This window comes from Paenibacillus yonginensis, from assembly GCF_001685395.1.
GTDB classification, from domain to species: domain Bacteria; phylum Bacillota; class Bacilli; order Paenibacillales; family Paenibacillaceae; genus Fontibacillus; species Fontibacillus yonginensis.
In genome coordinates this window covers 2,852,948-2,865,974 of the sequence record NZ_CP014167.1, presented here as the reverse complement: position 1 = coordinate 2,865,974, position 13,027 = coordinate 2,852,948, and the positions used below count along the sequence as shown (strand labels likewise).

Below are 13,027 nucleotides of genomic sequence, written 5' to 3'. Positions count from 1 at the left end.
ACCGGAGCGCTTTTTTTCTTCCCTGAACAGGAAAATATTGAAACCTTATATAAATTTAGGCGTATAACTTAGTAAGCAAGACAACGGAAGACTTGCAGGAGGGTAACATGGAGGGATTGTATTTAGGGTGCCTGATCGGCGGTGTTTTGTTTACGCTTGCAAGCGTGCTGGTGGGCGATCTGCTAGGCCAATGGCTGGACGGGATGTTTGATTTCTTATCCGTCGATTTTATGAAGCCGGTCGTCCTTGCAGGCGGAGTAACCGGGTTTGGCGGTGCCGGCATCCTGCTGGAACGTTATTCCGGTCTTGGGCGTGCCGCAGTGCTGGTGCTTGCCATCTGTATCGCTCTGATCCTCTGTGCTTTGGTTTATTTCGCTTATGTAGCACCTGCGGAAAGGAGCGAGAACTCAACAGGTTACTCCGAGAAGGAGCTCCCCGGCCAGATTGGAGAGGTCAGCATTCCGATCCCGGGCGAAGGTTATGGCGAAGTCATGGTCAATGGGGTAGGCGGAAATTCCCTGCATATTGCGGCAAGCTGGGAACGCCGGGAGATTGCTGCGGGCGTCCAGGTCGTCATTGTTGATTGGCGTGACGGCGTTGTGTATGTGTCCGAACTAGATGAGCATAAAGGAGAGGGTTTCATTTGAATTTTGATTTTCCGGATTATTTAACGATTCCAGGTATTGTTGTTATTGTTCTGATTGTGTTGGGTATTGCCTTCTGGGCCCGTTACAAAACGGTCAGCCCGGATGAAGCGATGATCGTTACCGGCTCTTTCCTGGGCCGGAAGAACATTTCCGAAGACGATTCGGGCCGCAGAATCAAAATTGTACGCGGCGGCGGCGCGTTTATCTGGCCGATTTTCCAGCAGAAAGAGCTGTTATCGCTCCTGTCCCACAAGCTGGATGTGACCACGCCGGAAGTATATACGGAGCAAGGGGTTCCGGTTCTGGCAGATGGGGTGGCCATTATTAAAATCGGAGGTTCGGTTGAAGATGTGGCTACGGCGGCCGAGCAGTTTCTCGGCAAACCGGTAGAAGCTTTGAAGGGCGAAGCCCAAGAGGTGCTGGAAGGGCATCTCCGTTCCATTCTCGGTTCCATGACCGTGGAAGAGGTTTACCGCAACCGGGACCGTTTTGCTCAAGAGGTGCAGGGCGTGGCAGCGCGTGATTTGAAGAAGATGGGGCTGCAGATTGTCTCCTTTACGATTAAAGATGTACGCGACAAACACGGCTATTTGGATGCGCTTGGTAAGCCGCGTATTGCCGCAGTCAAGCGGGACGCGGATATTGCCGAAGCGGAAGCGATTCGGGATTCCCGGATTCAGAAGGCGCGCGCCGAAGAAGAAGGCCAGAAAGCCGAGCTGCTGCGGGATACGAACATAGCCGAAGCTAGCAAAGAGAAGGAACTGAAGGTCGCTTCGTTTAAACGGGATCAGGATACGGCGAAAGCGGAAGCCGACCAAGCTTATCATATCCAGGAAGCCCGGGCGAAGCAGACGATGGTCGAAGAGCAAATGAAGGTTGAACTGGTCCGCAAGGAACGGGAGATTGACCTGCAGGAAAAAGAAATCCTCGTTCGTCAGAAGCAATATGACGCCGAGGTGAAGAAGAAAGCTGACGCCGACCGTTACGCGGTAGAGCAGGCGGCTGAAGCTGACAAAGCCCGGAAAATGCGGGAAGCGGATGCCCTGCAGTATTCCATTGAAACGCAGGCGCGGGCATCGGCCGAGCAGAAGCGGCTCGAAGGTTTGGCAATTGCCGATGCTGAGCGGGCCAAAGGTACAGCCGACGCGGAGATTATCCGTCTGCGCGGTTTGGCCGAAGCCGAAGCGAAAGAGAAACTGGCTGAAGCGTTCCAGAAATTCGGCGAAGCCGCTATTCTCGATATCGTTGTGAAAATGCTGCCGGAGCTGGCCGGGAAAATCGCCGCTCCGATCTCCGGCATTGATAAGCTGACGGTCGTGGATACAGGGAAAGGCGAAGGAGCCGCACGCGTCAGCAACTATGTGACCGAGCTGATGGCGACTGCGCCGGAAATGCTGAAGAACGTATCCGGCATCGAGCTGAATTCCCTGATTCAGGGCTTGACCCAGAAGATTGGCGCCCCAGCCGCCGCCTCACCGGCTGCAGAAGCCGCCGCCGCTTCCGATTCTTTGCCAAAAGCATGAAAATTTAGCCCTGCCTGTAGCGTTCAGCCATGAAGGCAGTTATAATGGAGTATCAGCGTGTCCCGCTGACGCCGGCTGTGTGCTTGCCTGCACCCCGAGTCAGCGGGACTTGGCATGTATTTTTATTGAATGAGGTGTTAAAGTGAACGGCCTTCAGGTGGCTAAAGTGCTGAACAACAATGTGATCATTGCTAACCATCCCGAGCATGGAGAAGTAGTTGTCATCGGCAAAGGTATCGGCTTTAACCGCAAGCCCCGTGAAATGATCGCGAATGAAGCGGTGGAGAAGCTGTTCATTTTGAGAAATGCAGCCGAGCAGGAGCAGTATAAGCAGCTGGCACTCGAAGTGGATGAGAAGCTGATCGAGGTATTGAACGAAATTTTGCTTTACGTCGCCAAGCACAGCCAAACCCCGCTGAATGAACATATTCATATCGCCCTGACGGATCACATCGCTTTTGCGATTAAGAGAGCGGAGCAGGACATTGTGATTCATAATCCGTTTCTGTTTGAAACGAAGGAGATTTATCCGGAAGAATATCGTTTGGCGGAATATGCCATCAATGTGATTCGGGAGAAGATGGATGTCGATCTCGGCCAGGATGAAATCGGTTTTGTTGCGCTGCATATTCACAGCGCTATGACGAATCAGCACATCACGGAAGTTAAAGCGCATTCACAGCTGATTTCGGATATGGTGGATATGATTGAACAGCAGATGAACTTTAAGATCGCCCGCGATTCCTTGGATTATGCCCGTCTTTTGACGCATTTGCGTTTTGCCATCGAGCGGATTCGCCGCGGGGAGAAGGTCCATGAGCTTGGCAAGCTGGAGGAAGTGCTGAAGGATGAATATCCGGAGCTGTATGATTTGGCCTGGAAGCTGACGAAGGTGATGGAGAAGCGGCTGCATAAGCCGGTTTACCAAGCTGAAATCAGTTACCTAACGATGCATTTGAATCGCATTGTACCGCGTCATGTAATTTAAGGCTTGCGAAAGCGGTTTATGGGTGCTATACTTTCTCTCGAGGCAAGACAAGAACTTCATATTCTAGCGTGTTACTGATTCGATCAGGCATGAGTTGTACAAAGTTTGCTGGTTGTACTTTTTCATTACGGGGTAAGATAACCGTAGTTAAAGGTACATAAGGCATAAGCTTTGTTGACTCATGCCTTTTTTGATGTTCTTGTTAAACCGCAAGGTACAGCAGCGTTATGCGTTTTTTCACCTGAAACTGGCTGCTTGATATCACATTCTTTAGGAGGATCTATATGTTTAAACGTTTCTTTGGCGTTTTGCAAAGAGTCGGTAAAGCGCTGATGCTTCCGGTAGCGATATTGCCGGCAGCTGGTTTGCTTTTAGGCATCGGGAACATGCTGGTCAACCCGGATTTCCTGCAATACGTGCCTGCTCTGAACGCTCACTGGATTCAAACCTTGGCCAACATCCTGATGAACTCGGGACAGGTCGTATTCGATAATCTCTCCCTGCTGTTTGCCGTCGGCGTAGCCGTAGGTTTGGCTGGAGGCGAGGGCGTAGCGGGCCTGGCGGCTATCGTAGGTTACCTTGTAATGAACATTACAATGGGTACCGTGATGGGTGTCAACGACTATGTATTATCGCTTAATGATCCGGCTTATGCACGGGTGCTTGGCATTCCTACGCTGGTTACGGGGGTATTCGGCGGTATTATCGCCGGTGTGCTGGCAGCCACCATGTACAACAAATATTTTAAAATCGAGCTGCCATCCTATCTCGGTTTCTTCGCCGGCAAACGTTTCGTGCCGATTATGACTGCGGTATGGGCCCTTGTCGTCGGGATCATCATGTCGTTTGTATGGCCTCCAATCCAGGATGGTCTGAACTATGTTTCACACAGTATGATCGACACGAACCTGACTTTGTCAGCGTTTATTTTCGGGGTCATCGAACGTTCCTTGATTCCGTTTGGTCTGCATCATATTTTCTATTCCCCGTTCTGGTTCGAGTTTGGCGAATATACGAACAAAGCGGGGCAAATTATCCGCGGCGACCAGCACATCTTTATGGCTCAGCTGCGTGACGGCGTTCCGTTTACGGCGGGTACGTTTACAACCGGTAAATTCCCGTTCATGATGTTTGGTCTTCCGGCCGCTGCGCTGGCCATGTATCACGAAGCCAAACCGGAGAACAAACGTCTTGTCGGCGGTTTGATGCTGTCTGGTGCCTTGACTTCATTCCTGACAGGGATTACGGAGCCGCTTGAGTTCTCGTTCCTGTTCGTAGCTCCATTGTTGTTTGCGGTTCATGCCGTTTTTGCAGGTTTGTCATTTATGCTGATGCAGATTTTGAGCGTCAAAATCGGGATGACGTTCTCCGGCGGCTTTATCGACTTTATGCTGTTCGGGGTGATTCCTAACCGTACCCATTGGTGGTGGGTAATCATTATCGGTCTCTGCTTCTCAGTTGTTTATTACTTCGGATTCCGTTTTGTTATCCGCAAGTTCAACCTCAAAACCCCGGGACGTGAAGACGCTTCGGTGGATGCGGATAAGGACGGAGCAGCATCTGGACCAGTGTCAACGGACCAGCTGCCTTATAACATCCTGACTGCGTTCGGCGGTCCAAGCAACATCAAACATCTGGATGCCTGTATTACTCGCCTTCGGATCGAGGTAAACGACAAAGCCAATGTCAATAAGGACCGTCTGAAACAGCTCGGCGCTTCCGGCGTGCTGGAGGTCGGCAATAACGTGCAGGCGATCTTTGGTACCCGCTCCGACACGATCAAATCGCAAATCGCCGATATCATGAGCGGTAAAACCCCTGCTCCTGCTCCGATGAAAGCTGAAGAGAAGCCGGCTGTAGCGGAACAGGAAGCAGCCAAAGACGGTGATGCTATCGTCAACGAAGATATCGTGGCTCCGGCTAATGGCGAATTGATGGATATCAGCCAGGTTCCGGACCCTGTATTCTCGCAAAAAATGACAGGCGACGGCTTCGCAATCCTGCCTAACGATGGTACGATCTGCTCTCCGGTTTACGGTAAGGTGTTCAACGTATTCCCGAGCAAACATGCGGTAGGCATCATGTCTGACGGCGGCAAGGAAGTGCTGGTTCATATCGGTGTTAATACCGTGAAGCTGAAAGGACAAGGTTTTGAAGTGCTGGTTAACGAAGGCGATCTGGTCGCTGCAGGACAGCCGATCATGAAGGTGGATCTGGAATATGTGAAGGCGAATGCCCCTTCGATCATCTCTCCGATCATCTTCTCGAACCTGCCTGAAGGAGCAGCGGTAACGCTGAATAAAACAGGCGAAGTGAAGTCCGGAGAAGGCAATATCATTACGATTAAATAATTTCTGCGGCATCAGAGATTTGAAATTCCGCTTCAAATGTCTTACCATGATGGACATGAAATACAACTAACTTATTGAAAGCGAGAGGATTATAAATGGAAAAAACATTCAGAATTATCGACGAAGACGGTATCCACGCACGCCCGGCAACTGCACTGGTAAATACAGCGAACAAATTCAAAGACGCTGAAGCTTTTGCAGAAGCTAAAGGTAAAAAAGTCACTTTGAAATCCATTCTTGGCGTTTTGTCCCTTGGTCTTGAAAAAGGCGACAGCATCACTCTTTCCGCTACAGGCGGCAGTGAAGCTGAAGTTATCCAGGCGCTCTCCGATGTCATGATCAACGAAGGGCTTGGCGAAGCAGAATGATCAAAATCGAAGGGATTGCAGCTTCGGCGGGTGTGGCTATCGCACCTGCCTTCAAGCTGGAGCATCCGGATTTTACGGTTCAACAGCGCAGCGTTTCCGACGTTGCTGCCGAGGTGGCCAAACTGAATGCGGCTCTCGACAAGTCGAAAGCCGAACTTGAAGCGATTAAAGAGCGCACTCTTCAAGAGCTTGGTGCCAAGAAAGCCGAAATCTTTGAAGCTCATCTGCTGATCTTGAACGATCCGGAGCTGATCAGCCCGGTTGAAGACATGATCCGCAATGAAATGGTAAATGCCGAATATGCGCTGAATGAAACTGCCAATCAGTTCATCTCGATGTTTGAAAATATGAAAAGCGCCTATCTGCAGGAACGCGCGGCTGATATGAAAGACGTAACGAAACGTGTCCTTATCCATCTGCTTGGACTGAATTACGTGAACCCTGCGGAAATCAGCGAGGAAGTGGTTATCATCGCTGAAGACCTGACCCCTTCCGATACGGCGCAGCTGAACCGGAAATATGTCAAAGGGTTTACAACCAATATCGGCGGCCGTACTTCCCATTCCGCCATTATGGCTCGTTCGCTCGAAATTCCTGCGGTAGTGGGAACCAAAGAAGTGCTGGATAAAGTGAACAATGGCGATCTTGTGATCGTGGACGGTTTGGATGGCAAAGTCATCATCAATCCTACCGAAGAGCTTGTTGCCGACTATCGCAGCAAACAGCAGAAATATCAGCTTCAGATCGAGGAGTGGAGAAAACTTCGCGATCAGGCTACCGTTTCTGCGGATGGCGTTCATGTAGAGCTTGCAGCTAACATCGGTACACCCAACGACGTCCCCGGCGTTATCGATAACGGCGGAGAAGCGGTTGGCCTTTACCGTACAGAGTTCCTGTACATGGGACGCGACAAGCTGCCTACGGAAGAAATTCAATTTAACGCCTACAAAACGGTTCTCGAGAAAATGGAAGGCAAGCCGGTTGTTGTCCGTACTCTGGACATCGGCGGAGACAAAGAGCTCCCTTACCTGGATCTGCCGAAGGAAATGAATCCATTCCTCGGCTTCCGCGCCGTTCGTTTGTGTCTGGACCGTACGGACATCTTCCGCACCCAGCTTCGCGCGCTGCTTCGTGCAAGCGTATATGGCAACCTGCGGATCATGTTCCCTATGATCGCAACGCTGGACGAATTCCGTCAGGCCAAAGCGCTGTTGCTGGAAGAGAAAGACAAATTGGCTGCGGAAGGCATCGAGGTTTCCGACGAGATTCAACTCGGAATCATGGTCGAAATTCCTTCGACAGCCATTATCGCGGATCAATTCGCGAAAGAAGTTGATTTCTTCAGCATCGGGACTAATGACCTGATTCAATATACGATGGCAGCGGACCGCATGAACGAACGTGTGTCTTATCTGTACCAGCCTTATAACCCGGCGATCCTTCGCCTGGTGAAGATGGTTATTGACGCCGCTCACAAGGAAGGCAAATGGGCAGGCATGTGCGGCGAGATGGCCGGCGATGCCACTGCCATTCCGCTGCTGCTTGGCTTGGGACTGGATGAGTTCAGCATGAGTGCTACTTCCATTCTGCCGGCACGCTCGCAAATCTCGAAATTGTCGAAAGCCGACATGGCCGAGCTTGCAGCCAAAGCGCTGACGATGCAAACAGCGGCTCAAGTCGTTGAGCTTGTGAAGAGCATCGATGCTTAACTGATTTATCGTAATTTGGTTTCTTTCGTTTAATCTTTACAACGTTTTTATCCAACACACACACTTTTGCGGCTTTTGCCGTGCCGGCGCTTTCGGGTGCCGGTTTTTTATTTTCTGGAATTTATGCTGAAAAAGGAAAGCAAAACGGTTAGATCGGTTCCAAAACGGGTATTAAATAGGATAGGGCTGCAAATTATAACTTGGATACACAGAATCAGCTATTTCAGTGCGAATCTCATTTCGCTTACAATCAGGAGGTCGATGAAAGATGAGTTCTGGTCATAACGTTACTTTGCAGGCAGAAAAAAGAACCGATCTGACGCGTTCGGCTCTACGTCAGCTTCGGCAGTCCGGCCGCGTGCCGGGTGTCATTTACGGGTCCCAAATCGAAAGCCAGCAACTTTCCGTCGATGAGAAGGAACTGCTTAAAGTGGCCCGGACAGGCCGTACGGAATTTTTCCAATTGAAGCTGGAGGGCGGAGAAACGCTGCCGGCGTTAATTAAAGATATTCAGAAGGCCAAGGGCCAGGTGGCTCACGTGGACTTCCAGCACGTCTCCAGAAACAAACCAATCCGGGTAAGCATCCCGGTTCATTATCACGGCACTGCTACCGGCACCAAAGAAGGCGGTATTCTTCAAACGCTGATCACAGAGCTTGAAGTGGAAGGGTTGCCTGATGATCTGCCCACAGGGATTGAAGTGGACGTAACGAATCTTGGCGTCGGGGACAAACTTACCCTGGCGGAAGTATCCATGCCGCAGGGCATCACGCTTCACGTACCAGAAGACACACTTCTGGCTTCCATCGTGGTGCCTCGCGGCGCTGATGTGGATGAAGAAGCCGAAACGGAAGGCGGCGCAGAAGGGGAAGCAGCTCCGGAGGCTGCCAGTGAGGAAGCTGCTGAGGAAGCCGGCGCTTAAGCCTAATCCGGCATTCGTGGCTTCCGGCGTGTGCAGCCCTTACGGAATGGAGTTTGACATGATCCTAATTAAATGGAGCAGGCGCTTCCCAAGCGCCTGCTCCATTTGTGTTTCTGAACAGGCTGCTGTTACGGCAGCCTTTTATTTTTAATAGCTAGAGGGGATTTCCGGCTTTATTCTGCTTGTGATCCAGCTCGGCCGATTGTGACAAAAGCCCATTGATCTGCATAGGATGCCAGCAGAAGAATGTTGCTGAGAGGAGAGAACAGCTTGAAGAAAGGAAAAGCTTCCAAACCCCGGGCCGGCAAAACGGTCAAATCGGGTTACCGGGCTTCTTTTAATGAGTTGGATTTGGTCGAGAAGTGGAAAGGAAACAACAAAGGGCAAAAGCCGGTTTCTTTGCATCAAAGCGCTGCAGCCCCATTGGCTCAGGAGTCTCTGGCTAACGGCGAGACTCTAGCTGCCGGAACTGAATCAGGCGGCAATTATGGAGGAACAGGGATAAACCAGGGCAAAGCGATCGATGCCATTGTCTCAACGGCTTCAACGGTTCAAACCCCAGGATTCGAACAGCGGAACATCAAGCCGGCCGAATTAACGGCCAAGGATCGCAAGTTATTTGCTGGAGGAGAGCCGTTTATCTATGGAGATGACCTTGTCGATGCCACGATTACCCGTGATAAAATTGCGCCCAATGCAATCGATTCGAGCCGATTAAAAACGAGCACGATCGACACGGCTTGGATCGCCGATTTTGCCGTCACCTCTATCAAAATTGGGGATGGAGCGGTCACTTCGCCTAAAGTAGCCAAAGCTTCTCTGACCGGTGACCACCTGGTTGAGAGTTCGGTACACGGCGACAAACTAGCAAATGGTTCCGTCGACGGCTCCAAAATCAAAGATGGTTCCATAACCCCCGACAAGTTGGCGGAGAAATCCATCAGCCCCGATCATCTGGCGGACGGGATTATTCAAAGCCGTCATTTAAGCGATATGCTGATCTCTTCCGAAATGCTTCAAGACCAGTCTATTAACGGCAGCAAAATAACCAGCGGCTCTATCACGTCCGTTCATTTGATGAATGGTTCGATTGATTCTTCTAAGCTAGGCGACCAGATGGTGACCACAGCTAAAATCCGGGACGGGGCCGTAACTGCCGACAAAATTGGTGAAGGCGTCATTAAAGGCAGCCATTTGGCTTACGAATCCATTACCAGCAAACATCTGCAGCCTGCAAGCATTACAAAGGAGCTGCTAGCCAATCGAAGCGTGGGGAGCGGTCAGCTGGAAGAAAATTCCGTGGATACTCAGCATCTGAAATCCTCCTTGATCCTCTCCCGCCATATTGCAGAAGGCAGCATCGAAGGAGCTCATATTCAAGAATCGGGTATTGGCGAACGCCATATTGGCACGGGAGAAATCAACTCCCGCCATATTGCTGACCGCAGTATCCCTCAGACCAAACTGACGGAGCAATCAGTGGGCACGCTGCAGCTGATCGACCAATCGGTGACAGCCTCTAAAATAGCGGATCAAAGCATTTTGGCAGTCAAATTGGGAGATGAAGCCGTTCTGAAACGGCATATTTCCAAAGCGGCCGTGCAAAGCGGCCATCTTGCGGATTTGTCGGTCGCGTCTCAGCATTTACAGCCGGACAGTGTGATGGAGCCGCATATTGGAACAGCCGCAGTTAACGAAAGACATCTGCAAGAGGGCTCTGTCAAAGCTCAAATTATTGCTGCTGGTGCGGTTCAACAAAAGCATCTTGCGGATGCAGCCGTAGGCAGGCTTCAATTGCAGGCATTCTGCGTAACGGAAGACAAATTGGCCAATGGGGCTGTTACGGCGGAGAAGCTGGCGCCGGAAAGTGTAGAAAGCCAGGCGTTGGCCGTTCATAGCGTCAATGGGGAGCATCTGGTACCTTATACAATCCAGGAGTTTCATTTCGCCGAAGGTGCAGTTGATTCGTCAGCAATCCGCTCAGGAGCGGTCACTTCCGAGCATATTGAAGCAGGCACGATCTCGGCGATTCATCTGGCGAAAGGGAGCGTCGGCTCTTCCGCCCTTCAGGATCAGTCCATTACGTTCAGAGCCATTCAGAACGAGGCTGTTCAAAGCCACCATGTGGGCAGACAGAAAATTGCCTCATACCATTTACAGGATTATTCGGTCACTTCTTTAAAGTTGTCTCCCGAAAGTGTCTCGACGGATAAAATCGGTGAAGCGGCGATCACGGACAGCAAAATTGCCGACCAGGCCATAACATCTCGTCATCTTGGCGAGGAGGTCATTACTGCCGGTCACATCGCCTTTGGGGCCGTTGGTTCTCAGCAGCTTGAAAAGGGGACGGTATCCCGATCCCATATCTCCGAATCTTTGCTGTCGGAAGGACTGCTGCCAATCGAAGGCATCAGCGGCAGTCAGATCAAGGAACAGGCGATTGGAGCCAGCCATTTGAGCCCGTCCGCGGTTCGGCTGCAGCATCTGGCGTTTCAGCCTTTGGAGAGTCTGCAGGGGGCGGCCGTACAGCAGTTTGGACTAACGGAGTTTAGATTCGAACCAGGGGAAAATACGGTTGAATTTAATGTGTTTTTCAGAAATGAGTTTCCAGACGAAAATTATATCCTCGTAGCGATGAGCAGCTCCTCCTGCATCCAAATTTCTTTGAAGAACAGGGAATGTGAGTATGCGGTGCTCGAGGCTGTTAAACAAAACGGAGTGGCAGCAGATGGCGGGTTTGCCACCTGGATCGCAGTAGGAGCATCGGAAAAGCAGAACGGATAGGCAGGAGCTGCGGATACCAAGAAATCAAGCAAACATAGGGGGCCGAAAGGGGCTGAACCTATGTTTGTTTTTGTTTTCTGAGGGGGATTGAAAAGATTTGCACCTGACCCGGAAATGAGGCAGAATAGAGGAAAGCAGCTTACTATAAGTACATAGAAAGAAGGGATTGTAACTGAAACCGAAGAAACAGCCTAATCCGTACGCCGAGCGGAAAAGAAAGGAGCAGGAGCGCCTTGCTAAAGAGCGTAGAAACCGCATTCTCTTTTTCTCCATTATCGGGGTGGTGCTGGTTGCGTTTATAGCGGCTCTTATTTTTCGTCCTGATCCATCATCAGTTAAGGCCGATTTTGACTACAGCTCGATGCCGGTGCTCGGCGACCCGAATGCGCCAGTTAAAATTGTGGAATATGGGGACTATCAATGCCCGGCCTGCCGTGATTTCAATTTAAATATCAAACCAGATCTGGTTAAAAATGATATCGATACCGGCAAGGCTGCCATTTATTTTCAGGATCTGATCATTCTTGACGGCAAGGGCATCGAGGATTCGAACCGGATGGCGCTTGCGGCCCACTCCATTTATCATCAGGACAAGGACTCCTTCTGGAAGTTTAACGATGCTATTTACCGTGAACAAGGAGAAGAGAAGACAGGTTGGGCCACCACCGACTTTATCGTGAATCTGGCGAAATCGGAGAAGCTGCCGATCGATTATGATAAGCTCAGATCCGATATCGAGAACAAAACCTATCAAAGCGAAGTGGATGCAAGCAACGCCAAAGCGGACAAGCTGGGCGTCCAGAGCACTCCTTCTTTCTTCATCAATGACAAGCTTTATAATGGGAATTACAGCTACAATGATATTCACCAAGCTATCGAAACAGCGAGCAAAGGGGAATAACTGGTATGGAGCAAATCCGCAGCCGGTCCTTGTTTAAGGAATATGCTTTGTATATGGCCTGGATTGTGGCTATAGTGGCAACGGCTGGCAGCTTGTATCTCAGCGAAATATTGCATTACGAGCCCTGCCGTTTGTGCTGGTTCCAACGGATCTTTATGTATCCTCAGGTTATTTTGCTCGGGATCGCCGCCTACCGGGGCGACCGGAAAATCATTCCTTATGCTATGCCGCTTAGCGTGATCGGCGGTTGTATTTCCATATACCATTATGCCGAGCAGAAGATTCCGGCGATGGCGAAGGTGCTGCCTTGCCAGATAGGTGTTCCCTGCAATAAGGATTATCTTAATTTTCTGGGGTTTATCACGATTCCGCTTCTGGCGTTAATCGCTTTTATTCTGATCAGCGTGTTCCTGTGGATCGGCAGAGCCGAATCGGCTGAAGAAGTGGACCGTGATCGGAATTCCATGTTAAATACCGGTGTATAATGGAAATAACCGGCTTCTGCCCTTGAGCAGAAACCGGTTATTTTATTCCAGACCAAACTTGTGAATCTGATCCCACAGGCCTTCTTCGGCCAAAATGGACCTTTGTTTCGGGCCTATGAGATCGAAATGCGGGAACGCCTCGCGGCGATGAATATAACGCGGATTTAATCCGTGCCGGATACACCAGGCCTCAAGCTTGGCCAAATCGCCGCAGCCGACCTTTGTTACGGTTCTGGCGCCGGGGAACCGGTCATCCAGCCAATAATGGGTTAAGTAAGCAATTTCGCCGGCGGAAACCTGCTTCTTCCATGCAGCAAGCTGCTGCCTGTCTATACCAAAAGCCATATGC

Annotated in this window: 11 protein-coding genes; 10 read left to right on the top strand and 1 reads right to left on the bottom strand. The window is 50.6% G+C overall.

Annotated features, from left to right (window positions below; all coding sequences use genetic code 11):
* Positions 1-107 precede the first annotated feature (107 nt).
* The 10 genes from AWM70_RS12975 to AWM70_RS12930 all read left to right on the top strand — a co-directional run bounded on the left by AWM70_RS12975 (position 108) and on the right by AWM70_RS12930 (position 12,678).
* Positions 108-647, top strand: a complete 540-nt coding sequence (locus tag AWM70_RS12975) for an NfeD family membrane protein (protein WP_068697022.1) — start codon at positions 108-110, stop codon at positions 645-647.
* Positions 644-2,170: a flotillin lipid rafts scaffold protein FloT gene (locus AWM70_RS12970; protein ID WP_068697021.1), complete on the top strand. Its 1,527-nt coding sequence runs from the start codon at positions 644-646 to the stop codon at positions 2,168-2,170. Before AWM70_RS12975 ends, AWM70_RS12970 begins: the two co-directional genes overlap by 4 nt.
* Before the next feature lie 142 nt (positions 2,171-2,312).
* Positions 2,313-3,158, top strand: coding sequence for a glucose PTS transporter transcription antiterminator GlcT (gene glcT, locus AWM70_RS12965; protein WP_068697019.1), 846 nt, complete (start codon positions 2,313-2,315; stop codon positions 3,156-3,158).
* 284 nt (positions 3,159-3,442) lie between these two features.
* A complete protein-coding gene (gene ptsG / locus AWM70_RS12960; protein WP_068697018.1) occupies positions 3,443-5,509 on the top strand; it encodes a glucose-specific PTS transporter subunit IIBC in 2,067 nt (688 codons plus the stop codon).
* A gap of 95 nt (positions 5,510-5,604) precedes the next feature.
* Positions 5,605-5,877 (top strand): HPr family phosphocarrier protein, encoded by a 273-nt coding sequence (locus tag AWM70_RS12955; protein WP_068697017.1) that lies wholly within the window; start codon positions 5,605-5,607, stop codon positions 5,875-5,877.
* Positions 5,874-7,586 carry a phosphoenolpyruvate--protein phosphotransferase gene (gene ptsP / locus AWM70_RS12950; protein ID WP_068697016.1) on the top strand — a complete coding sequence of 571 codons (1,713 nt, stop codon included), beginning with the start codon at positions 5,874-5,876 and terminating at the stop codon, positions 7,584-7,586. Before AWM70_RS12955 ends, ptsP begins: the two co-directional genes overlap by 4 nt.
* A 268-nt stretch (positions 7,587-7,854) precedes the next feature.
* On the top strand, positions 7,855-8,508 hold the full coding sequence (locus AWM70_RS12945) for a 50S ribosomal protein L25 (protein WP_068697015.1): 654 nt from the start codon (positions 7,855-7,857) through the stop codon (positions 8,506-8,508).
* 270 nt (positions 8,509-8,778) lie between these two features.
* Positions 8,779-11,292 (top strand): WIAG-tail domain, encoded by a 2,514-nt coding sequence (locus AWM70_RS12940; protein ID WP_169823443.1) that lies wholly within the window; start codon positions 8,779-8,781, stop codon positions 11,290-11,292.
* A gap of 280 nt (positions 11,293-11,572) precedes the next feature.
* A complete protein-coding gene (locus AWM70_RS12935) occupies positions 11,573-12,193 on the top strand; it encodes a DsbA family protein (protein WP_099093088.1) in 621 nt (206 codons plus the stop codon).
* A 5-nt stretch (positions 12,194-12,198) separates the two neighbouring features.
* Entirely contained in the window at positions 12,199-12,678 is a 480-nt protein-coding gene (locus tag AWM70_RS12930; protein ID WP_068697012.1) for a disulfide oxidoreductase, read from the top strand.
* A gap of 42 nt (positions 12,679-12,720) precedes the next feature.
* Here the strand turns inward: AWM70_RS12930 and AWM70_RS12925 are convergent, their stop codons facing one another.
* The gene (locus AWM70_RS12925) at positions 12,721-13,023 is read right to left on the bottom strand and encodes a hypothetical protein (RefSeq protein ID WP_068697010.1); all 303 of its coding nucleotides are present in this window, start codon (positions 13,021-13,023) and stop codon (positions 12,721-12,723) included.
* Between the last annotated feature and the right edge of the window lie 4 nt (positions 13,024-13,027).